General features: G+C 67.1%; 26 protein-coding genes. 10 read left to right on the forward strand and 16 right to left on the reverse strand.

Features of this window, described 5'->3' with window-relative positions; all coding sequences use genetic code 11:
• The first annotated feature begins 176 nt into the window (after positions 1 to 176).
• Both AC1Q5S_RS14405 and AC1Q5S_RS14410 read left to right on the forward strand, forming a co-directional pair.
• A complete protein-coding gene (locus AC1Q5S_RS14405) occupies positions 177 to 1,163 on the forward strand; it encodes a tripartite tricarboxylate transporter substrate-binding protein (RefSeq protein ID WP_422203186.1) in 987 nt (328 codons plus the stop codon).
• 168 nt (positions 1,164 to 1,331) lie between these two features.
• Complete coding sequence (locus AC1Q5S_RS14410) at positions 1,332 to 2,357, forward strand: Bug family tripartite tricarboxylate transporter substrate binding protein (RefSeq protein WP_422203188.1); 1,026 nt, start codon at positions 1,332 to 1,334, stop codon at positions 2,355 to 2,357.
• Positions 2,358 to 2,391: 34 nt separating this feature from the next.
• Here the strand turns inward: AC1Q5S_RS14410 and AC1Q5S_RS14415 are convergent, their stop codons facing one another.
• From AC1Q5S_RS14415 to phnG, 14 genes are all read right to left on the reverse strand, one after another.
• Positions 2,392 to 2,709 carry a DUF1840 domain-containing protein gene (locus tag AC1Q5S_RS14415; protein WP_303833150.1) on the reverse strand — a complete coding sequence of 106 codons (318 nt, stop codon included), beginning with the start codon at positions 2,707 to 2,709 and terminating at the stop codon, positions 2,392 to 2,394.
• Positions 2,670 to 3,986, reverse strand: coding sequence for a class I SAM-dependent methyltransferase (locus tag AC1Q5S_RS14420; RefSeq protein WP_303833152.1), 1,317 nt, complete (start codon positions 3,984 to 3,986; stop codon positions 2,670 to 2,672). The genes AC1Q5S_RS14415 and AC1Q5S_RS14420 overlap by 40 nt, the downstream gene beginning before the upstream one ends.
• Before the next feature lie 286 nt (positions 3,987 to 4,272).
• A complete protein-coding gene (locus AC1Q5S_RS14425; RefSeq protein WP_422203191.1) occupies positions 4,273 to 4,860 on the reverse strand; it encodes an HD domain-containing protein in 588 nt (195 codons plus the stop codon).
• A gap of 19 nt (positions 4,861 to 4,879) precedes the next feature.
• Positions 4,880 to 5,686, reverse strand: coding sequence for a phosphonate ABC transporter, permease protein PhnE (gene phnE / locus AC1Q5S_RS14430; RefSeq protein WP_303835284.1), 807 nt, complete (start codon positions 5,684 to 5,686; stop codon positions 4,880 to 4,882).
• Between the two features lie 77 nt (positions 5,687 to 5,763).
• Complete coding sequence (gene phnD / locus AC1Q5S_RS14435) at positions 5,764 to 6,708, reverse strand: phosphonate ABC transporter substrate-binding protein (RefSeq protein WP_422203193.1); 945 nt, start codon at positions 6,706 to 6,708, stop codon at positions 5,764 to 5,766.
• A gap of 37 nt (positions 6,709 to 6,745) precedes the next feature.
• Positions 6,746 to 7,606: a phosphonate ABC transporter ATP-binding protein gene (gene phnC, locus AC1Q5S_RS14440; protein ID WP_422203195.1), complete on the reverse strand. Its 861-nt coding sequence runs from the start codon at positions 7,604 to 7,606 to the stop codon at positions 6,746 to 6,748.
• 95 nt (positions 7,607 to 7,701) lie between these two features.
• A complete protein-coding gene (locus AC1Q5S_RS14445; protein ID WP_422203197.1) occupies positions 7,702 to 8,856 on the reverse strand; it encodes an alpha-D-ribose 1-methylphosphonate 5-triphosphate diphosphatase in 1,155 nt (384 codons plus the stop codon).
• Entirely contained in the window at positions 8,853 to 9,572 is a 720-nt protein-coding gene (phnL, locus tag AC1Q5S_RS14450; protein WP_422203199.1) for a phosphonate C-P lyase system protein PhnL, read from the reverse strand. The genes AC1Q5S_RS14445 and phnL overlap by 4 nt, the downstream gene beginning before the upstream one ends.
• Positions 9,569 to 10,357, reverse strand: a complete 789-nt coding sequence (gene phnK, locus AC1Q5S_RS14455; RefSeq protein ID WP_422203201.1) for a phosphonate C-P lyase system protein PhnK — start codon at positions 10,355 to 10,357, stop codon at positions 9,569 to 9,571. Before phnK ends, phnL begins: the two co-directional genes overlap by 4 nt.
• Positions 10,354 to 10,815 carry a GNAT family N-acetyltransferase gene (locus AC1Q5S_RS14460; protein ID WP_422203203.1) on the reverse strand — a complete coding sequence of 154 codons (462 nt, stop codon included), beginning with the start codon at positions 10,813 to 10,815 and terminating at the stop codon, positions 10,354 to 10,356. The genes phnK and AC1Q5S_RS14460 overlap by 4 nt, the downstream gene beginning before the upstream one ends.
• Positions 10,812 to 11,744 (reverse strand): alpha-D-ribose 1-methylphosphonate 5-phosphate C-P-lyase PhnJ, encoded by a 933-nt coding sequence (locus AC1Q5S_RS14465; protein ID WP_422203205.1) that lies wholly within the window; start codon positions 11,742 to 11,744, stop codon positions 10,812 to 10,814. Before AC1Q5S_RS14465 ends, AC1Q5S_RS14460 begins: the two co-directional genes overlap by 4 nt.
• A complete protein-coding gene (locus tag AC1Q5S_RS14470) occupies positions 11,741 to 12,853 on the reverse strand; it encodes a carbon-phosphorus lyase complex subunit (protein WP_303835298.1) in 1,113 nt (370 codons plus the stop codon). The genes AC1Q5S_RS14465 and AC1Q5S_RS14470 overlap by 4 nt, the downstream gene beginning before the upstream one ends.
• Complete coding sequence (gene phnH / locus AC1Q5S_RS14475) at positions 12,844 to 13,482, reverse strand: phosphonate C-P lyase system protein PhnH (protein WP_422203207.1); 639 nt, start codon at positions 13,480 to 13,482, stop codon at positions 12,844 to 12,846. The genes AC1Q5S_RS14470 and phnH overlap by 10 nt, the downstream gene beginning before the upstream one ends.
• A complete protein-coding gene (gene phnG, locus AC1Q5S_RS14480; protein ID WP_422203209.1) occupies positions 13,479 to 13,985 on the reverse strand; it encodes a phosphonate C-P lyase system protein PhnG in 507 nt (168 codons plus the stop codon). The genes phnH and phnG overlap by 4 nt, the downstream gene beginning before the upstream one ends.
• Positions 13,986 to 14,060: 75 nt before the next feature.
• Here phnG and phnF point away from each other — a divergent pair, with 75 nt between their 5' ends.
• From phnF to AC1Q5S_RS14505, 5 genes are all read left to right on the forward strand, one after another.
• Complete coding sequence (phnF, locus tag AC1Q5S_RS14485; protein WP_422203211.1) at positions 14,061 to 14,825, forward strand: phosphonate metabolism transcriptional regulator PhnF; 765 nt, start codon at positions 14,061 to 14,063, stop codon at positions 14,823 to 14,825.
• Positions 14,815 to 15,537: a DUF1045 domain-containing protein gene (locus AC1Q5S_RS14490; RefSeq protein WP_422203213.1), complete on the forward strand. Its 723-nt coding sequence runs from the start codon at positions 14,815 to 14,817 to the stop codon at positions 15,535 to 15,537. The genes phnF and AC1Q5S_RS14490 overlap by 11 nt, the downstream gene beginning before the upstream one ends.
• Positions 15,534 to 16,097 carry a phosphonate metabolism protein/1,5-bisphosphokinase (PRPP-forming) PhnN gene (phnN, locus tag AC1Q5S_RS14495; protein WP_422203215.1) on the forward strand — a complete coding sequence of 188 codons (564 nt, stop codon included), beginning with the start codon at positions 15,534 to 15,536 and terminating at the stop codon, positions 16,095 to 16,097. Before AC1Q5S_RS14490 ends, phnN begins: the two co-directional genes overlap by 4 nt.
• A 46-nt stretch (positions 16,098 to 16,143) precedes the next feature.
• Positions 16,144 to 16,566: an arsenate reductase (glutaredoxin) gene (gene arsC / locus AC1Q5S_RS14500; protein WP_422203217.1), complete on the forward strand. Its 423-nt coding sequence runs from the start codon at positions 16,144 to 16,146 to the stop codon at positions 16,564 to 16,566.
• Positions 16,567 to 16,632: 66 nt separating this feature from the next.
• Complete coding sequence (locus AC1Q5S_RS14505) at positions 16,633 to 17,823, forward strand: MFS transporter (RefSeq protein ID WP_303835312.1); 1,191 nt, start codon at positions 16,633 to 16,635, stop codon at positions 17,821 to 17,823.
• A gap of 27 nt (positions 17,824 to 17,850) precedes the next feature.
• Here the strand turns inward: AC1Q5S_RS14505 and AC1Q5S_RS14510 are convergent, their stop codons facing one another.
• Positions 17,851 to 18,516, reverse strand: coding sequence for a DNA-3-methyladenine glycosylase I (locus tag AC1Q5S_RS14510; RefSeq protein ID WP_422203220.1), 666 nt, complete (start codon positions 18,514 to 18,516; stop codon positions 17,851 to 17,853).
• Positions 18,517 to 18,623: 107 nt separating this feature from the next.
• Here AC1Q5S_RS14510 and AC1Q5S_RS14515 point away from each other — a divergent pair, with 107 nt between their 5' ends.
• Genes AC1Q5S_RS14515 through AC1Q5S_RS14525 form a run of 3 tightly spaced genes read left to right on the forward strand, consistent with a single transcriptional unit; the run spans position 18,624 to position 20,851 of the window.
• Positions 18,624 to 19,775: an aminopeptidase gene (locus AC1Q5S_RS14515; protein ID WP_422203222.1), complete on the forward strand. Its 1,152-nt coding sequence runs from the start codon at positions 18,624 to 18,626 to the stop codon at positions 19,773 to 19,775.
• A complete protein-coding gene (locus AC1Q5S_RS14520; protein ID WP_303835318.1) occupies positions 19,768 to 20,130 on the forward strand; it encodes a polyhydroxyalkanoic acid system family protein in 363 nt (120 codons plus the stop codon). Before AC1Q5S_RS14515 ends, AC1Q5S_RS14520 begins: the two co-directional genes overlap by 8 nt.
• A gap of 1 nt (position 20,131) precedes the next feature.
• Positions 20,132 to 20,851 (forward strand): nitroreductase, encoded by a 720-nt coding sequence (locus AC1Q5S_RS14525; protein ID WP_422203224.1) that lies wholly within the window; start codon positions 20,132 to 20,134, stop codon positions 20,849 to 20,851.
• 75 nt (positions 20,852 to 20,926) lie between these two features.
• Here the strand turns inward: AC1Q5S_RS14525 and AC1Q5S_RS14530 are convergent, their stop codons facing one another.
• Complete coding sequence (locus AC1Q5S_RS14530; protein ID WP_303835322.1) at positions 20,927 to 21,181, reverse strand: acyl-CoA-binding protein; 255 nt, start codon at positions 21,179 to 21,181, stop codon at positions 20,927 to 20,929.
• Positions 21,182 to 21,326 lie beyond the last annotated feature (145 nt).

The following is a 21,326-nucleotide window of genomic DNA, read 5'->3' on the forward strand; positions in this document are numbered from 1 at the left end:
GAAAATATCCGCGTTTACCCTTATCAAGCTATGAATTACATAGCTATAAAGCTCTATGCACATTGATTTTTAAGCTTTATTAATTTAATTCATATCCGACAAGATTTAAGTGATTTCCTCAATACCCCTTGGAGGTGGTCTCGTTATCATGGCGCGTCAAATCACCGGAGCGTTCCATGAAAACGATGCTGAAACTCGCACTGCTCGCCACCGCAGCAGCCGCCACACTGGGCGCACATGCCCAGGACTATCCCGCCAAGGACAAGACCGTCACCCTGGTGGTGCCCTTTACCGCGGGCGGCCCCACAGACCGCGTCGCACGTGACCTCGCAGAAGCCCTGCGCAAGCCGCTGGGCGCCAACGTGGTCGTGGACAACACGGCCGGCGCCGGCAGCTCGATCGGCTCAGCCCGCGTGGCCCGTGCCACCCCCGATGGCTACACGCTGCTGCTCAACCACATTGGCATGTCCACCATGCCTGCGCTGTACCGCAAGCTGTCGTTCAGTGTGCCCAACGATTTCGAGTACCTGGGCATGGTCAATGATGTGCCCATGACGCTGATCGCCCGGCCCAACATCCCGGCGAACAACATGAAGGAGCTCACAGCCTGGATTGACCAGAACAAGGGCAAGATCAATCTGGGCAACGCGGGTCTGGGCGCGGCCTCCCACCTGTGCGGCCTGATGTTCCAGAACGCCATGCATGTCGAAATGACCACGGTGCCCTACAAGGGCACGGCGCCGGCCATCACCGACCTGATCGGCGGTCAGATCGACCTGCTGTGCGACCAGACCACCAACACCACGTCGCAGATCGAAGGCAAGAAGGTCAAGGCCTTTGCCGTGACCACCGCCAAACGCCTGAAGACACCGGCACTCAAGGACCTGCCCACGCTGGCTGAATCGGGGTTGAAGAATTTTGAAGTGACCATCTGGCACGGCCTGTACGCGCCCAAGGGCACGCCAGCCGCCGTTGTGACCAAAATCAACGACGCCCTGAAACTGGCCTTGAAGGACCCCGACTTCATCAAGAAGCAGGAAGGCCTGGGCGCCGTGGTGGTGACCGACAAGCGCATCGAACCGGCCGAGCACAAGAAATTCGTGCAGGCCGAAATCGACAAGTGGGGCGCCGTCATCAAGGCCGCCGGCACCTACGCCGACTAACCCTGTCCCGCTTTCAGCACGGACCTGGCCAGCCGCCTGCCCCTTGGGGCGAGGCGGCTTTTTTCTGGCGCGTACACGGCTGCACGCGCCGCATGGTTGGGGTTATCCACCTGCACGGCTACGCCCGGGACGCGTAGAACCCAAGCGTCTCCAACTGAAAGGAAGTTCATGGCTTTGTTCAACCACCTGCCCCGCCGGCAAAACCTTGCCGCCATGGTGGCGCTCTCCCTGGGTTGCGCCCTGGCTGCGCTGCCGGCCGCCCATGCCCAGGGCACCTGGCCCACCAAGCCGGTGCGCATCGTCGTACCCTTCGCGCCGGGCGGCACCACGGACATCCTGGCGCGCGCGCTGGTACCGGACCTGAGCCGTGCGTTCGGCCAGCAGTTCATCGTGGACAACCGGGCAGGCGCGGGCGGCAACGTCGGCGCGGAGATCGTGGCCAAGTCCCCGGCAGACGGCTACACGCTGCTAATGGGCACCGTCGGTACACACGGCATCAACCGCGCGCTCTACGCCAAGCTGCCTTACGATCCCATCAAGGATTTTGTACCGGTGACGCTGGTGGCCGCCGTGCCCAACGTGATGGTGATGAACACCGACAAGGCCAAGGCCCTGGGGGTGAACAATGTGCAGGACTTCATCCGGGCGGCCAAGGCCAGCCCGGGAAAGATGAACATGGCGTCGAGCGGCAACGGTACCTCCATCCATCTGGCTGGCGAGCTCTTCAAGAGCATGACGGGCACCTACATGCTGCACCTGCCGTACCGCGGCTCGGGGCCGGCACTGATGGACATGGTGGCCGGCAATGCCGATGTCATGTTTGACAACCTGCCCTCGTCGATGGCGCAGATCAAGGCCGGCAAGCTGGTCGCGCTGGCGGTGACCAGCAGCCAGCGCTCCGCGGCCCTCCCCGATGTACCCACGGTGGAGCAGGCCGGCGGCCCGGCGCTCAAGGGCTATGAAGCCAGTTCGTGGTTTGGGCTGCTGGCGCCGGCAGGCACGCCGCCCGACATCGTCAACCGGGTCCAGCAGGAAGTCGCCAAGGCCCTGGCATCACCGGGCATGAAAGAGCGGTTGATGGCACAAGGGGCTATTCCCGGAGGCAACACGCCCACCGAGTTTGCCCGGCATATCGACAATGAGCACCGCAAATGGGCGGGCGTGGTGAAAGCCTCTGGCGCAAAGGTCGACTGACTTTCACGCGGAGAGGCCCCTTGCGAGCACCGCGTCAGGCGCCCCACACCACGTCGTGCTCCTCGGCGACCGAGCGGCGCAGCATTTCGAGAAACGGCGCCGCACGCTGGCGAAGGCGCACGGTGTCCGGGCGCTCCACGCCATCCTCGTCGACCTGTTCCTGTGCAGCGGCGGCAAGGGCTTCGTCGGCGGCAACGGCAGCTTCCAGCGCAGCCAGGGCACCAGGGATCTGTGCGGCCGTGATGATGCCGCTGGTGCCTGGGGCCTTGCCAATGATCTGAAGGATCTGGCGCCCGTGGGGTTCGAGCATGATCAGATCGGGGGCTGATCGGGACTTGAATTTATAGAGCATGCAGTGGAGTCCTTGGTGTACATGTAAGCGCGCGTGAACGGATACGCCGATTGTGCGCCGGTCATCGTGCCAGAGCCCATGTCGCCATCGGGGCGCACTGCCAGTATCTGGTGCAATGCCATCCAGCCGCGCTCAAACCCCAGCGCGCTGCCCGCCAGATACAGGCGATAGGCGCGCAGCGTCTTGTCCGCTTGCCCGGCGGTGGCCTGCTGCTGCAGCACCTGGCGGGCGGGCTCCAGCACGGCTTCCAGCGCATCGGACCAGGCCCACAGCGTGCGGGCGTAATGGGGCCGCAGATTCTCGGTGTCCACCATCTCCAGTCCGGCCTGCGCCAGGTCGTGCAGCACGGCGCTGGCGTGGAGCAGCTCGCCGCCCGGGAAAATGTACTGCTCGATGAAATCGCCCATGCCGGCGCCCAGCTGGACGTTGTCCACACCGCCGGCGGTGATGCCGTGGTTGAGCAGCAAGCCTCCCGGACGCAGGAGGTTGCGCACGGCGACAAAGTAGGCGTTCATCTTCGCACGCCCGACATGCTCGAACATGCCGACAGAGGCCACCTTGTCAAAAGGCTGCCCGGCCTGCAGCTCACGGTAGTCGCACAGTTGCATGCGCACGCGCCCCTGGAGCCCGCGCGCCGTGATGAGCTGCTGCACATGCGCATGCTGGTTGCGCGACAGGGTGATGCCGGTCGCGTCCACGCCATAGTGCTCCGCCGCCCACAGCAGCAACGCCCCCCAGCCAGCGCCAATGTCCAGAAAGCGCTCACCCGGCTGCAGGCGCAGCTTGCGGCAGATCAGATCCAGCTTGGCCTCCTGCGCGCGCGCCAGCGTCATGCCGGGGTCGCAAAAATAGGCACACGAATACACCCTGCGCGGGTCCAGCCACAGGGCATAGAAATCATCCGACAGGTCATAGTGGAACCGCACATGGCGGGCATCGTGCTGGAGCGTGTGCGCCGCCATCGATCTTGCGCGCGCCAGCACACGGTGCCACCAGTGCTGGTGCGGGTCTTGCACCGGGCTGGTTGCCAGCAACCCGGCGGCAGCGGCCATCAATTCGCGCATGCTGCCTTCCAGCGCCACCTTGCCCTCGACAATCGCTGCGCCGACGTTCCCGATCTCGCCCGTGGCCAACGCCACCAGCGCCATGCGGTCCCGAAACCGGAGCGTGACGGCCGCGTTGCGTGCCCCCAGCCGCTGCCCCGCCGGCAACTGAACCGCCATGCGGACCGGCAGCGCCTCCAGCCGCCCCTCCAGGATGCGCAGCAAGTGTTTCATGGTTGTGCATTCTTGAAGCGGACGGCCGGCACGTCAACACCCTGCCTGGGCGGCGGCGCTCGCCGGCCGCCGACACGGGCCGATCACGCGCCAGGGCGGCAGCAGGGGTGCGATGTTTTTGCCTTGGATTTCCTCCACGCCAGGCCCCTCCAGGACGCCGATGCGCGCGTCGGAGCCTCGCCGTTCGGATACGGCAGGCCCCGATGCATGGCCCATGGCGGGCCGACGCCATCGGCCCACGCCGAGCGAAGCGCGAAGCGCGCTGCCGCCCTGAGCGACGGCTTCGTCAGGCGGATGCGGCGCCAGGCACCTGACTGGCCAGCGCATGCCGCGCGGTGACCGTTGCCAGCGCACCCATGAAATACCCGAACGCGGGCGTCGCACGGCCGGGCACCTTGGCGGCATCGTCGTAGCGGCGCAGCCGGATGGCTTCGCTGGCGAATGGCTGGGAGGCAAATTGCACGGCCTCGTCCACCGAATACGCACCCCCTTGCAGCTCCAGGCTTTGCCGGGAAGCAGGCGACAGTGCTTCCCAGTACCCTTGTTCCATGGTGCACAGGTAGCGCTTGGCATCGACATGCAGCCGCACGGGCTCCAGCACGGCGCGTGGCAGCAGGGCCCGCAGGAAAGGCAGCGCCACATACTGGTGCAGATCATCGTGGCCCGCACGGTCTGCCGCCCCACCGCCTGGCGCCAACAGGTGTCCAATGTCATGCAGCAGCGCCGCGGCCACGGTTTCCGGCGTTTCACCGGCCAGTTCGGCCAGGTGGGCGCACTGCAACGCGTGCTCGAGCTGGCTGACGGCTTCGCGGCCATACTGCTCCTTGCCGCGGGTCACCAGCACCTGCGAAATATCGATCAGGGTCAAAGCCATGGGGGCTCCAGTGGTGGCGTTACACCAGGGCCTTGCGAACGCGCGCAGACACCAGGTCGATGGCACTCACGGTCACCACAATGATGAGCATCACCGCACAGGTTTCGGCATATTGAAAGCCACGGATGATTTCCCACAGCACCACGCCAATACCCCCGGCGCCCACCATGCCCACCACCGACGCGGAACGCACGTTGGCCTCGAAGCGGTAGAGCGTGAAGGAAATCCACAGTGGCATCACCTGCGGAATCACGCCATAGATGATTTCATGCAAGGCACTCGCCCCGGTCGAGCGGATGCCTTCCACGGGCTGGGGGTCGATGGCCTCCACCGCCTCGGAAAACAGCTTGGCCAGCGTGCCCGAGGTATGGATCCACAGCGCCAGCACGCCCGCGAAAGGCCCCAGGCCCACGGCCACCACGAACAGCATGGCAAAGACCATTTCGTTGATGGCGCGGAAGGTATCGAGCACGCGGCGCATCGGCTGGTACACCCACCACGGCACGATGTTGGACGAGGCCAGCAACGCCAGAGGCACGGCGGTCAGCACTGCCAGGGCCGTGCCCCACAGCGCGATCTGCAAGGTGACGAGCATCTCCTGCACATACAGCTGCCACTGCGCAAAGTTGGGTGGAAAGAACTCTGCCGCATACCGTGCCATGTTGCCCGAGTCCTGCAACAGGTCCAGAGGGCGCATGTCGGCGCCCTTCCATGAAGCGGCCAGCAGCACCAGAAAAATGCCCCAGGACAGGTACCAGCCCAGGCTGCGCTTGGGCGCGGTGGCCTGGGCCAGGTGGGTGAGCGAAGGGGTCAGGGCAGAAGACATGGATATACCTGAAATCACCGGGGCGGTGGGCAACAACTGCTGTTGTCAGCCCACCGCCGGCACAAGAGTGGAACGCTTTACTTCAGGGACGCCAGCTGCTGGTCGATCTCGGCCAGGCGGGTCTTCTTCTCGGTCTCGGCCAGTGTGCTGTCGGCTTCGATCTTGTTGCGCTTGCCGAACAGGTCGAGCTGGCGGATCGGGGTGAGTTGCGCATTGCTCGACGGCTTGAAGCCCGACAGCTTGGAGATCTTCATCACGACCTCCTTCTCGCGGGGGGCGGTCTTGGCGTAGTTGTAGAAGAAGTTCTTGATCTTCGTCTTGGTGGCCTCGGGCATGTCCTTGTGCATCACGAGGGGATCGAGCGCGATGAGGGGCGAGGTCCAGACGATCTTGATGTCCTTGAACTTCTCGGGCTGCCGTTCCTGGATCTTGCCGAGGTTTTCGCTGTTGTTGGTGGCCACATCAACCTGCTTGTTGGCCACGGCCAGGGCATTGGTCTCATGGTTGGCGCTGCGCACGATCTTGAAATGCGTCTTCACGTCGACCTTGTTCCGTGCGAAGGCGTAGTAGCCCGGCACCAGGAAGCCCGAGGTGGAGTTGGGATCACCGTTGCCGAAGCTCAGCGACTTGCTGTTCTTGAGCACGTCATCCAGCGTGGCCAGGGGGCTGTCCTTGTGCACGATGAGGTGCGAGTAGTAGCCCTGCGTGCCATCGGCGTTGACCATTTGGGCAAACACTTCGCCGTTGGCGCGGTCCACGGCTTCCATGGCCGACTTGTTGCCCAGCCAGGCCACCTGCACCTTGTTGAAACGCATGCCTTCGATGATGCCGGCATAGTCGGGCGCAAAGAACGCCTTGATCTTGAAGCCGGTCTGCTGGGCCATGTCGTCCAGCAGGGGCTGCCAGTCGGCCTTGAGGTTCTGCGTGGCCTCGGTGGAGATGATGCCGAAGTTGATGTCCTGGGCAAAGGCCCCCGTCATGCCCAGGCCCAGGGCCATGGCTGCGCACAGTTTCTTGATCATGAAAACTCCCGTGAATGGAAAGAGCGAAGGAAAGGGATCAGGCCGCCTGGGCCAGGGGTGGCATCCAGCCGGCAACCGGCGAAACGGCAGGCGCGGCAACCGAAGGCAAAGGGTTCGCACCCGCCAGGATCTCGTCGGCCTGCACGCCATAGAGCTCACGCAGCAGCCCGGGGGTGAGGGCAGCGGACGGGCCGTCGTACACCACGCGGCCCTGGTGCAGTGCCACCACGCGGGGGCAGTATTTGATGGCCACATCCACCTGGTGCAGCGACACGATGACCGTGCTGCCGTCTTCGCGGTTGATGCGCGCCAGGATGTCCATGACCTTGCGCGAAGACTCGGGGTCTAGCGAGGCGATGGGCTCGTCGGCCAGCACCACCTTGGCGCCCTGCACCAGGGTGCGGGCAATGGCGGCCCGCTGCTGCTGCCCGCCCGACAGGGTGGAGGCGCGCTGGGCGTGGCAGTCGGCAATGCCGACACGGGCCAGCGCCTCCAGCGCCAACGCGCGTTCGTGCGGCCTGAACAGCCGCAGCCAGCCGCGCCAGCGCGGCGTGCGGTGCAACAGGCCCACCAGCACATTCATCAGCACCGGCAAACGGTCCACCAGGTTGAACTGCTGGAACACGAAACCCACCTGCGCCCGCACCTGGCGAATGTCGCGGTGGATGCGACCACCCTGCTGCACGCAGCGGCCGTCGACCTCGATCAGTGAATCGCTGGCGCCATCGGCCACCACCAGCCCGGCCACGTGGCGCAGCAGGGTCGATTTGCCAGAACCGGATGCACCGATCAGGGCCACCATCTCGCCACGCTGCACGGTCAGATGGATGTCGCGCAAGGCGTGCTTGCCATTGGCAAAATGCTTGTTCAGTTGCTGTATGCGAAGCGCTATAGACATCACATGGCCCTCAAGTCGTATAGACAACCCAGTGTGCGGTTGCCTCGTGACATGGTTTTGACAGTTGCAAGAAATTTGGGTGTCAGAAAAGAGCCTCAGAGCACCCGGATGCCCTCGCGCCACACCCCGCGCACCACGGCCTGCAGCGATCCATCCGACAGTTCGGCCATGTGCACCTGGACCAGGTCCGCGCGCAGCCCCGGCGCCAGTTCGCCCCGGTCGGCCATGCCGGCCGAGCGGGCCGGGTTGCGCGTGACGGTGGCCACGGCCTGCGGCAGGGGAAGGATGCCGTCGTGCACCAGGCGCATCACCGCACTCAGCAGGCTGCCGGGCACGTAGTCGGACGAAAGAATGTCCAGCAGCCCCTGGCACGCCAGATCGGCCGCCGCCACATTGCCCGAGTGCGAGCCACCGCGCACCACGTTGGGGCCGCCCATGACGGTGAGCAGGCCACGCTCATGCGCAGCGCGTGCAGCTGCCAGCGTGGTCGGGAACTCCGACATTGCAGCCCCCTCGGCATGGGCCTGCGCCACATGCGCCACCGTGGTGTCGTCGTGGCTTGCCAGCGAGATGCCGTGCGTGCGGCAGTAATCCACGAAGTAGGCGCGGTGCGGCTCGGCATATTGCGCCTGCAGCGCAGCGGCATGCTCTACCTGGCGCTCGAACTTCTCGGCGCTCCAGCCCTTCTTGCCGGTGTAGTAGGTGCGCGCCTGTTCGATGTCTTCCCACTGGCGCTGGCCGGGCGTATGGTCCATCAGCGAGATCAGCGACAGGCGTGGGTGCCCGTGGAAGGGCTCGAACAGCGCGATGGTGTTGGGTGCGGGCAGTTCGCAGCGCACATGCAGGTGGTGGTCGGCCCGCAGCAGATTGCGCTCGGTGCAGGTGTCGATGGTGTCGAGCACGCGGTTCCAGGCGCTGCCGCGCAGACTGTCCGCATCCGCCTCGCCCACCCCCAGGGCATCCAGCACCGTGGTGATGCCGGCGGCGGCGATCTCGGCGTCGTGCGCGAGCAGCGCGGGCATCTCGGCCCATTGCACCTTGGGCCGGGGCATGAGGTGGCGCTCGAAGTTGTCGGTGTGCACCTCCACCAGGCCCGGCATCAGGTAGTCGCCACCCAGGTCAAGACCTTCCAATGCCGAGGTGGCTCCGGTGTCCATCGACGCGATGCGCCCAGCATCTGCCCGCAAAGCGCCGTGCACCACCTCGCCCGGCAGCACCAGACGGGCGTTCTTGAAGACCATGGCGCTCATGCCGCCGTCCCCCGGAAATCGCCCACATTCACGCGGCGCGTGGCCACGGCGGCACCCACATGGGCGTCGTGGAAGATGCCCACCAAGGCGGCTCCGCGCGCCACCGCCTCGCCAATCAGGGCAATCACGGTTTCGGTGTTGGCCGCGTCCAGCGATGCCGTGGGCTCATCGAGCAGCAGCAGCGGCTTGGGCTTGATCATGTTGCGCGCGATGTTGATGCGCTGCTGCTCGCCGCCCGAAAAGGTGGCGGGCGGCAGGTGCCACAGGCGCTCGGGAATGCGCAGGCGCTCCAGCCACTGGCGTGCCTGGTCGCGCGCCGCCTCCAGCGCGGCAATGTCATCGTGGGCATCCTCGGCCAACGGTTCGGCCACCACGTCCAGCGCCGACACCCGGGGAATCACGCGCAGGAACTGGCTGACATACCCCATGGTGTCGCGGCGCAGCTGCACCAGCGCGCGGGGCGTGGCCTGGGTGACATCCACCGCCGCGCCGCCGGGCGGCTGCACCGTGATGCTGCCGGCATTGGCGCGGTAGTTCGCGTAGATCATCTTGAGCAGCGTGCTCTTGCCCATGCCCGAGGGGCCGTCGAGCACCACGCACTCGCCCGGGCTGACGGCCAGGTTCACATGGCACAGCACGGACAGTTCAATGCCGTTCCGGTGGTGCAGGGTGAAGCGCTTGGCCACCCCTTTCATCTGGAGAATGGGAGGGTTCATGGCTGCAATACCGAAGAAACGAGAAGCTGGGTATAGGGATGCTGCGGGTCGTCGAGCACCTGGTCGGTGAGGCCCGACTCGACCACGCGGCCGCGCTGCATCACCACCATGCGGTGGGCCAGCAGCCGCGCCACCGCCAGGTCGTGCGTGACGATGATGGCGGCCAGCTGCATCTGCCGGGTGAGCTGGCGCAACATGTCCAGCAGGCGCGCCTGCACCGACACATCCAGGCCCGAGGTGGGCTCGTCCATGAACACCAGGCGGGGCTGCGTGACCAGGTTGCGGGCAATCTGCAGGCGCTGGCGCATGCCTCCCGAGAAGGTGCGAGGCGCGTCGTCGATGCGCGCCGGATCAATCTCCACGCGCTGCAGCCAGTCGGCAGCGGTGCTGCGCAGGCAGCCATAGTGGCGCTCGCCCAGACCCATCAGGCGTTCGCCCACGTTGGCGCCGGCCGATACATCCATGCGCAGGCCGTCCGCTGCGTTCTGGTGCACGAAGCCCCAATCGGTGCGGGCCAGCAGGCGCTGCTGGGCTTCGGTCATGGCATAGATGTCCTGCAGCGCGCCACTGCGCTGGCGGAACTGCACCGTGCCTTCGTCCGGGGCGCTGCGTGCCGCAATGGCGTTGAGCAGCGTGGACTTGCCGGAGCCGGACTCGCCGACCACGGCGAGCACCTCGCCAGGCCACAGGTCAAAGGACGCGCCCTGCAGCGCCACACGGTCGCCATAGCGCTTGCTGACATTGCGCACGCTCAGCAGCGGCGCAGCAGGTTCTGGGTGGTTCATGTGAGGGTCTCGACAACAAAGCTCAGGCCGTGCTGCGCAAAGCCCAGGGATTCATAAAACGCATGGGCGCCCGCGCGGCGGGCGTTGGACGAGAGCGCGAGCTTGTAGCAGCCCGCATCGCGCGCCTGCTGCATGGCGTGGGCCATCATCTGGCGGCCAATGCCACGGCCCTGCTGGTCCTGTGCCACCACCACGTCTTCGACGATGGCCGAGGACGCCCCCCGGTGCGCCAGGTTGTGCATGATGAGCAGCGCATACGTGCCCACCACCGCGCCGTGCGCCGCTGTGTCGCAGGCCACCCACAGCCGGTAGCTGGGGTAGCGGGCAAACTGGGCCCATACGGCCTGGGCTTCTTCCAGGGTCAGCACGTCAGCGGGGCTGTCTTCAATGGCGGCATACAGGGCCAGCACGTTGTCCAGGTCTGCACGCTGGGCTTCACGAAGGTGCACGCTGCTCATGCTGCACCGCCTTGTGCCTGCGCGGAATCGGCTTGCCGTGCCTGGCGCTCCTGGCAATAGTCGGAGTCCGAGCACACATGCATGCGGGTGCCCCGATCGTCGGTGATCACCTCGTCCAGAAAGCTGTCGGTCGCACCGCACAGCGCGCAGGCCGCATCCCAGCGCTGCACCTCGAAGGGGTGGTCGTCAAAGCCCAGGCTTTCCACCCGCGTATAGGGTGGCACGGCGTAGATGCGCTTTTCGCGGCCGGCCCCGAACAGCTGCAGGGCCGGGCTCATGTGCAGCTTGGGGTTGTCGAACTTCGGGATCGGCGAGGGCGACATCACGTAGCGGCCATTCACCAGCACCGGGTAGTCGTAGGTGGTCGCGATGTGCCCGTGGCGCGCGATGTCCTCGTAGAGCTTCACGTGCATCAGGCCGTATTCGGCCAGGCCATGCAGGGTACGGGTCTCGGTTTCGCGCGGTTCCAGCCGCTGCATGGGCTCGGGCACGGGCACCTGGTAGACGAGCACCTGGCCTTCGGTCAGCGGAGTCTCCGGAATGCGGTGGCGCGTCTGGATCAGCGTGGCCTCGACGGTGCGCGTGGTGGTGGCCACCCCCGTGGTGCGTTCGAAGAACCGGCGGATGTTCACGGCGTTGACCGTGTCGTCCGAGCCCTGGTCGATGACCTTGAGGCGATCCTGCGGCCCGATGATGGCCGCCGTCACCTGGATGCCGCCGGTGCCCCAGCCATAGGGCAGCGGCATCTCGCGCGATCCGAAGGGCACCTGGTAGCCGGGAATGGCCACGGCCTTGAGGATGGCGCGGCGGATCATGCGCTTGGTGCGCTCGTCCAGGTAGGCGAAGTTGAAGTGTCCGTGGGCCTGGGCCGCCTCGGCGGGCAGTCCCATCACGGCGGGCATACAGTCGGGGTGATGGGGTGCATTCATGCATCGTCTCCTTGCAGGGAATCGGCAACGGCCCCGCTGGCGGCGGCGCGCATCTTGCGCACCAGCTCCAGCTCTGCCTGGAAATCCACGTAGTGCGGCAGCTTCAGGTGCTGCACGAAGCCCGAGGCCTCCAGGCTGTCGCTGTGCGAGAGCACGAATTCCTGCATCTGCGCGGGCGAATTGATGGCCTCGCCCAGCTCGTCGGCCCGCAGCGCGCGGTCCACCAGGCTCATGGCCATGGCCTTGCGTTCGCTGTGGCCAAACGCCAGCCCGTAGCCCCGCGTGAACTGCGGCGGGCTGGTCTTGCTGCCGGCGAACTGATTCACCATTTCGCACTCGGTGATTTCGATATCGCCCAGGGAGATCGCAAAGCCCAGCTCCTCGGGTTCGATCTCCACCGCCACCGAACCCAGGCGCACCTCGCCCACGAAAGGATGCGAGTGCGCATAGCCGCGCTGGGTGGAATACGCCATGGCCAGCAAAAAGCCTTCGTCACCGCGCGCCAGGTTCTGCAGCCGCGTGGCGCGGTCGGCCGGGAAACGCAGGGGCTCGCGCGTCAGGTCGCTGGGCATCGGATCCCCCGGCGGGGCGGGCCGGGTTTCCATGAGACCCTCCTGGTTCAGCAGGTCCACCACGCGCGGGCTGGCCGCAGGCTCTGGCACCACCGGCGCACCGCTGGCCGGACCATCCATCGCCGCGCCCTGTGCCAGCAGCGTGAAATCCAGCAGCCGCTGGGTGTAGTCATAGGTCGGGCCCAGCACTTGCCCGCCCGGCAGGTCCTTGAAGGTGGCGGAAATGCGGCGGTCGAGCGCCATGGCGGCGGTGTCCAGCGGACAGGTGGTGCCCAGGCGTGGCAGCGTCGCGCGGTAGGCCCGCAGCAGGAAGATGGCCTCGACCAGATCGCCCGACGCCTGCTTGATGGCCAGTGCCGCCAGCTCGGGGTCGTACACCGACCCTTCGGTCATCACGCGGTCCACGGCCAGCTTGAGCTGCTGGCGGATCTGGGCCACCGACAGTTCAGGCTGTGCGGGGTCGCCCCGGCGCTGCTCGGCCAGCAGGCGATAGCTGTTGAGGATGGCGGCTTCTCCGCCCTTGACGGCTACGTACATGCTCGGGCCTCCACGGCGGACGCGATGCGGGTGGTGCGGGGCAGGCCCGCAAGCTGGTGCGTCGTGGCCAGCAGCACATCCACGCCGCGCGGAAAGGCGGCATGGTTGTCGGCCCACTGGCGTTCCAAGTCGGCCGGAAGGCCCCCCACCCGCAGCTGCTGCACGCCCCGGATGCCCGGGCCGCTCAGGCACCACATGCCCTCTGCCGGTTTGCCGACGGTCAGGGCCTCCACATCGATGAAGCAGGTGGCCGATTGCTCGGGGTAGGCGTCGCTGCCCTGCGCAAAGGTGGGCAGGGGTGGCAGGGCATCGCCCTGTGCGACCCAGGCGAAGCGGGCCAGCTCTGGCCTCGCCACCAGCTGGCAACCGGTGTGAAAGCGCAGCCACAGGCCCGCATTGCTGGCCGCCAGGCGGGGCGACAGCCACAGCGTGCAATCGCTGTCGAGCAGGGCCAGCAAGGCGGCGGCCGAAGCGCCATGGCCTGCCGCAGGCAACTCGGCATCGTGGTCCAGGGGCACCGGCTGGCCCGGTTGCGACAGCGCCTGCAAGACGGCACGGAACACGGCCTGGCTGCCCAGGGCTTCGCTGGAGAATCCCGCGCCCAGCGCGGACAACGCGTGCTCGCTCATTCCGTGTCCTCCTCGCCATCGCCTGCGCTTTCGCGGGCCACCGTGAAGAAATCGACCTTGGTGCTGGCGGCACGCGCCCTTCGGCGCGCCTGCAGCTCCACCAGATGCCTGCGCACCGGTGCCAGCAGGGCGGCGTCCAGCGCCGACTGCTGTGCGGGGTCCTGCAGCAAGGCATCGGCCAGCGCGGCCAGATGCACCTGGCGCTGCGAACGCCCCAGCACATAGGCCACGCCCACGGTGGCTTCACCACCGCCTGCCTCCACGCGCAATGCGCAGCGGGTGACCGTGATCTCTCCCAGGTTGAAGCGCTCGCCCGTGCCACCGGCGCGGCCCTGCACCATCATCAGCCCGGTTTCGGGGGCACGCAGCCAGCGTGCGGGTCGGCCCACGTGTTCGCGCAACACGGGCTCCAGCAGCTCGACCGGCGCACGGGCCAGCAAGGCCATCCATTGCGCCCGCTCGGGCGGCCTGCCAGCGCCGGGGTTGTCAAAGGCTTGAAACATGAAAGTGATACCCTGAAAGTTGTATAGACAAATTGAACAACTCGCGCCAGCTTAAAGAGCGCTCATGTAGTTTTCATGACAGCCAGCACCTCCTCCACGGTTTCATCGACCCCGACACCACGCCCGGCCCGCGACAGCTTCTGGACACGCATCGCCGCCGAACTGGCCGAGGCCATCGGCAACGGCATTTACCCACCAGGCCAGCGCCTGCCCTCGGAGCACGCGCTCGCCGAACAGTTCGGCGTGAACCGCCACACCATCCGCCGCTCGCTGGCCAGCCTGTGCCACCAGGGCCTGGTGCGCATCACGCAAGGCAGCGGCACTTACGTGGAAGACTTTGCGGTGGACCTGGTGCTGGGCAAGCGCACGCGGCACCAACAAGGCCTGGCGCAGGCCGGCCTGCGCGGCAGCCTGGAGGTGCTGCACGAACAGGTGGTGCCTGCCACGGCGGCACTGGCCAGGGCCCTGCAGGTGCCGGTGCGCAGCAAGGTGCTGGTGCTGCGCGTGATGGGCAACGCCGAAGGCCAGCCGCTGCATGTGAGCGAGCGTTATTTCCCCCTGCCCCGCTTCGAAGGGCTGGCCGCCGTGGTGCGGGAGACCGGCTCCATCACGGCAGGCTTCGCCGCCCATGGCGTGGCCGACTACACCCGCCGCGAAAGCCGCATCACCGCCGATCTGCCGGAGACGCAGGTGGCCACCGCACTGCGCCAGCCCGCCAGCCGCCCCGTGCTGCAGGTGGAGAGCCTGAATGTGGACCCCGCCGGCGTCCCCATCGAATGGGCCCGCGCCTGGTTCGCGGGAGACCGCGTCAAACTGACCATTGCACACCATGAGCACTGAAACCGCCCCCGCGCACCGCTACGCGGTGTATTTCGCCCCGGCCCCCGGCACCCTGGGCTGGCTGGCCGGCAGCCACTGGCTGGGCCGCTGCGCTGCGCAGCTGCAACCCCTGCCCCAGCTGGACATCGTGGGCGTAGCCCAGGAAGACCTGTACCGCCTGACGGCAGCGCCCCGGCGTTACGGCTGGCACGCCACGCTGAAAGCGCCCTTCATGCTGGCGCCCGGCGTGGACTGGTTGACGCTGCACCAGGCCACACAAGCCGTAGCCCGCCACCTGCAGCCCTTCACCCTGCCGCCCCTGCAGGTCGAACGCCTCGACGATTTTCTGGCGCTGGTGCCGATGGCAGCGCCCGCCACGCAAGCCGCCCTCCACGAAGCCGCCGCCGCCTGCGTGACGCAGCTGCAGCCGCTGGCGGCGCCCTTGTCGCCCGTCGAGCTGGCACGCCGACGGGCGGGCGGACTGACGCCCCGGCAGGAAGCGCTGCTGCTGCGCTGGGGCTATCCGTTCGTGCTGGAAGAGTTTCGCTTTCACCTGTCGCTGACCGGCCCGCTCGACACCGTGGCCGCCAGCACCCAGGCCCTGGTGCAGGATGCGGCGGAACAGTTCTTTGCCGATCTGCCCCCCCTGAGCTTCAACAGCCTGGCCCTGTTCGCCGAACCCACCCCGGGCGCCGATTTCGTGCTGCTGGACCACCTGGAGATGGGGGCATGACCGGGCGGCTGGTCTATTGCATGGGACCCTCGGGCGCGGGCAAGGATTCGCTGTTCGACTGGCTGCGCCAGCACCTGCCCGAATCCAGCCGCGTGCACTGGGCGCGGCGCACCATCAGCCGCTCCGCGCCCGCCGGCGGCGAAGCACACGAAAGTGTGGATGAAAGCACCTTCAGGCAGCTGCGCGACACCCAGACCTTTGCCCTGCACTGGGAGGCCAACGGCCTGCACTATGGGGTGCGGCACGCAGAGCTCGCACCACTGGCCAGGCACACGTGGGTGCTGGTCAACGGCTCACGCGCCTACCTGCCCCAGGCGCTGCAGCACTACCCGCAGCTGGTCGCCGTGCACATCACCGCCAGCCCCGACATGCTGCGCCAGCGCCTGACCGCCCGTGGCCGCGAAAGCGCCGAGCAGATCGAAGCGCGGGTCCGGCGGGCGGTGGCCTTCCAGCCCACGCCCCATGCCGCCGCCGTGCAGGTGCACAACGACACCACCCTGGACCACGCAGGCAGCACCCTGCTGCACGCGCTGCGGCAACTGCCTGGCTGGCCCGCCTAACCCTGCCCATTGCAACGGCCATGGCGTCCTGAGACACTTCCCACCCATGTCCACCGTCACCATCTATCACAACCCGAAATGCGGCACCTCCCGCAACACCCTGGCCATGATCCGCAACAGCGGTGTGGAGCCAGAGGTCATTGAATACCTCAAGACACCGCCCAGCCGCGAAACCCTGGTATCCCTGATTGCGGCCACCGGCCAGCCGGTGATCAACGCAGTGCGGTCCAAGGAAACGCTGTTCACTGAACTGAACCTGGGCGCCCCCGGCGTAACGGACGACCAGCTCATTGATGCCATGCTGGCCCACCCCATCCTCCTCAACCGCCCCATCGTGGTCACGCCGCAGGGCACACGCCTGTGCCGCCCATCGGAGGCTGTGCTGGACATCCTGCCCCAGCCACAGCAGGGCGCCTTCACCAAGGAAGACGGCGAAGTGGTCATCGATGCCAAAGGCCAGCGCGCCTGACGCGCCAGCCGCAGCGCCGGCAAGCCTTGGCACCCCCAGGCTGCGCGGCGTGGCGCACGGGCGCTCATGAGACCATCGTCCCGGCACTGGACCGTGGCACGCCTGGGCAGCGCGCAAACCCTGGCCTGGGCCTCGTCCTATTACCTGCCGGCCATGCTGGCGGCGCCCATGGCGCGTGACCTGGGTGTGGCCACGCCCACCGTATTCGCGGCGTTCTCGGCGGCACTCATCGTGTCGGCCTTGCTGGGCCCTTTGGCGGGCCGGGCGATTGACCGGCATGGCGGCCGCCCGGTACTGGTGGCCACCAACCTGCTGTTTGCCGCCAGCCTCGCGGGCATGGCGCTGGCCCAGGGTCCCGTGGGACTGTTTGCCGCCTGGGTGCTGATGGGCGTGGCCATGGGCTCGGGGTTGTATGAAGCCGCGTTTGCCACGCTGGTGCGCCTGTACGGCCAGGGCGCGCGCGGCGCCATCACCGGCATCACGCTGATTGCGGGCTTTGCCAGCACCGTCGGCTGGCCGCTGTCGGCGTGGATGGAAGTGCACTGGGGCTGGCGCGGCGCATGCGTTGGCTGGGCCGCCTTGCACCTGCTGGTGGGCTTGCCGCTCAATGGCTGGCTGCCTCGCACCGAATCCGCAGAAATGGCACCGGCCCCACCCGTGAGCACACCCGTCGCCACCACCGCCATGCCAGCATCGCCCACCCCGGACCACGCCCTGCGCACCACCGTGCTGCTGTCCTTCGTTTTCGCCGTCACCTGGTTCACCAGCACGGCCATGGCGGCCCATCTGCCGCGCCTGCTGCAAGCCAGCGGCACGTCGCTGCAGGCCGCAGTGGCCATGGCGGCGCTCGTCGGACCGGCCCAGGTTGCTGCGCGCCTGCTGGAGTTTGGTTGCTTGCGCCGGCTGCACCCCTTGCTATCGGCCCGGCTGGCGGCGGCGGCCCACCCGGTGGGCGCGGCCTTGCTGATGGTGGTGGGCGGGCCGGCGGCTGCGCTGTTCACCGTGCTCCACGGAGCGGGCAACGGCATTCTGACCATTGCCAAGGGCACGTTGCCGCTGGTGCTGTTCGGCCCCGCAGGCTACGGCGCCCGCCAGGGCCTCATGATGGTACCCGCCCGCGTGGCACAGGCCTTTGCGCCGGTGCTTTTTGGCATGCTGCTCGATGGCCTGGGCGCCGCAGCGCTGTGGCTGACGGCACTGCTGGGGGTGGCGGCACTGGGGGCGCTGTGGATGCTGCGCCCGCGGCCGGCCTCCTGAACCGCCAGCCCCCGCCGCACGCGGTTTTCAGGCGCGCGGCATGTCCAGAGCCTGCCGCGCATCCAGTGCGGCGGCGCGGACGTGGCACCCCTCCAGGTGGTCGTTCACCAGCCCCATGGCCTGCATGAAGGCGTACATGGTGGTGGGGCCCACAAAGCTCCAGCCGCGTTGCTTGAGGTCTTTCGACAGGGCCACGGATGCGGGCGAGGTGACCAGGGTGCGCGCCACTTCGCGGGTGATGCGCTGCGGGCGATCCGCGGCAGCCGGCTCGAAGCGCCACACATAATGCGCCAGCGAGCCAAACTCGCGCCGCAGCTCCAGCGCCCGCCGGGCATTGTGGATGGTCGATTCGATCTTGCCGCGGTGGCGCACGATGGCGGTGTCCTGCACCAGGCGCTCCACGTCCTGCGCATCGAATGCGGCAATGGCTTCAGCGTCGAACCGGGCGAACGCCGCACGGAAGCCCTCGCGCCTGTTCAGGATGGTGAGCCAGCTCAGGCCGGCCTGGAAGCCCTCCAGGCAGAGCTTTTCGAACAGCCGCCGGTCATCGACCACCGGGAATCCCCATTCATGGTCGTGGTAGTGGCGGTACAGCGGTGTGGCCTGGCACCAGCTGCAGCGCGGGCAGCCGGCCTCGTCGGCAAACAGGCCCGCAGGCATGGGCGTGGCAGGTTCGGGGGCAGCACAGGTCATGGCGCATTCTAGAAACGGCGCGCGCCAGGCTCCTGACAGGCCCCGCAGACCGCAGGCAGCCGGCCTTGTGTCTACACTGCGGGCCATCCCCCGCTCTCCTTGCCGGCATGCCCTTTTCGTTTCTGCCACGCTGCGCACTGGCCAGCCTTCTGCTCCTGGCACTGCCGGGCTGCGCCAGCCAGGGCGGCACGCTGGGCTACTACTGGCAGTCGGTGCGGGGGCATCTGCAGATCATGCAGGCGGCCGAGCCCATCGACCGCTGGGTGGCGCGAACCGACACTGCACCCGCACTGCGCGAACGCCTGCAGCTGGCCCAGCGCGCCCGCGCCTTTGCGGTGACGGAACTGGCCCTGCCCGACAACGCCAGCTACCGCCGCTATGCCGACCTCCAGCGTCCCTATGCCGTGTGGAACGTGGTGGCCGCGCCGCCCTTTGCACTCACGCTGCACCGCTGGTGCTTTCCGGTCGCGGGCTGCATCGGCTACCGCGGTTATTTCACCGAAGCCGACGCCCAGGCCGAAGCCGCCCAGCTGGCGCAGCAAGGCCTGGAGGTCGAGGTGTATGGCGTGCCCGCCTACTCCACCCTGGGTTACATGAACTGGGCCGGCGGCGACCCGCTGCTCTCCACCTTCATCGCCTGGCCCGAGGGCGAATTCGTGCGCCTGCTGTTCCACGAACTGGCGCACCAGGTGGTCTATGTGCCGGACGACACGCTGTTCAACGAATCGTTTGCCACGGCGGTGGAGCGGCTGGGCAGCGCGCAGTGGCTGGCCACGCAGGCCAGCCCGCAGGCCCGCGCGGCCTTTGCCGAAAGCAACGGGCGGCGCAGCGCCTTCCGCGCCCTGACGCGCGCCACCAGGGCGCGGCTGGCGGCCATTTATGAACAAAAAGAGGCTCTGGCGCTGGAGGAGAAAGCGCTGGCAGCCATGAAAACAGAAGCAATGCAGGACTTTCGCACCGGCTACGCTGCGCTGCGCACCGGCTGGCTGGCGGCCCCGCACGGACGGCCCGCCGCCCTGAATACCGCCCAGCTGGCAGGTTACGACCGCTGGGTGGCCCGAGCCAACAACGCCAGCTTTGCCGCCCAGGCCGCCTACGACGAGCTGGTGCCCGCGTTCGAAGCCCTGTTCGAGCGCGAGGGCCGCCAGTGGCCCCGGTTTTATGATGCCGTCAGACAACTGGCGCAGCAGCCCCCGGCGCAACGCCACCAGAGCCTGCGCGCACTACAACCCCACCACAAGGAGACCCCCGGTGCCTGACATCCACATCCACCGCGAACACCACCTGGGCTTCGAGGAAGCCCGAAAAATCGGTTGCGCCTGGGCCGAAAAGGCGGAAGAAAAGTTTGACATGGACTGCACCTACGAAGAAGGCGACACGCAGGACACCCTGCACTTCAGCCGTGCCGGCATCAACGGCACGCTGCGGGTGGATGCCATCCAGTTTGAAATGAAGGCCGAGCTCGGTTTCCTGTTGGGCGCCTTCAAGGCGCGCATCGAAGCCGAGATCGGCGAGCAGCTCGATGCGCTGCTCAACGCCCCCCGCCCCGGCGCACGCAAGGCAGCACCGGCCAAAAAGAAGACCCCCGCCATAGCGGCGGCCCCGAAAGCCTGAGATGGCCACACCGAACACACCGCTGCCCGCAGCAGCACCTGCCGGAACAACGCCCGCCCACGAAGCGCTGTCCACCCTGCTGCACACCCGCTACAGCTGCCGCGCCTTCCTGCCGCAGGCGCTGGAGCGCGCCACCATCGAACGCATCCTGGCAACCGCGCAGCGCACGGCCTCGTGGTGCAACGCGCAGCCCTGGCAGCTCACCATCGCCAGCGGCGCCACCCTGGCCCGCCTGCGCAGCGCCCTGCAGGCCCATGTGGCCACCCAGGCCCCCACGCCCGACCTGCCCTGGCCACGCGAATACCGGGGCGTCTACCAGGAGCGCCGGCGCCAATGCGGCTGGGGTCTTTACGAGGCCCTGGGCATCGCCAAGGGTGACCGCGAGGCCTCTGCCCGGCAGGCGGCCGAAAACTTCACCATGTTTGGCGCCCCGCATGTGGCCATCGTCAGCAGCGACGAGGCCCTGGGTTTGTATGGTGCGGTGGATTGCGGCGCCTATGTGGGCAATTTTCTGCTGGCCGCCCACGGCCTGGGCGTGGCGTCCATTGCGCAGGCCGCGCTGGCCGCCTACCCCGGCGTGCTGCGCGAGGTGCTGGGCATTGACCCAGACCGCAGCATCGTCTGCGGCATCTCGTTCGGACTGGCCGACCCCGCGCATCCGGCGAACCTTTTCCGCACGCAGCGCGCTGCTGTGGGCGACAGCGTGACCTGGCGCGACTGAAGCACTGCCCGCCGCCACCCTGTGGCGCTCATGAAAAAACGGCCTGAAGCCGTTTTTTCGGGGGCAAACACCGCTTCAGCTCAGCGACTCAATCAGGTCGATGTACTGCTGCTTGGCGGCATCGAGACCGGTGCCCTTGAGCTTTTCCCATGCGTCCCACTTGGCGCGGGCCACCACGTCGGAAAAGCCGGGCTTCTTTTCGGTGTTGTCGCCCGCCGTGGCCTGCTTGTACAGCGCATAGATCTTCAGCAGCGTGACGTTGTCGGGGCGCTCGCTGAGGTTCTTGGAATGGGCCACTGCGGCTTCGAAAGCGGCATTCAGGTCAGCCATGTCATGGGTCCTTGGTTGAAAATTCGGGAAGAGAACGGCGTTGGCAACGGTTTGCTGCGCCCTATCTTAGAACGTGTTTACGATCTTCCAGGGACTGACAATAGCCCGGTGAAAAGAAAGCCATACCCAAGCGACATCAGTAGAG

It is taken from the genome of Acidovorax sp. GW835-FHT14B10, from assembly GCF_058793725.1.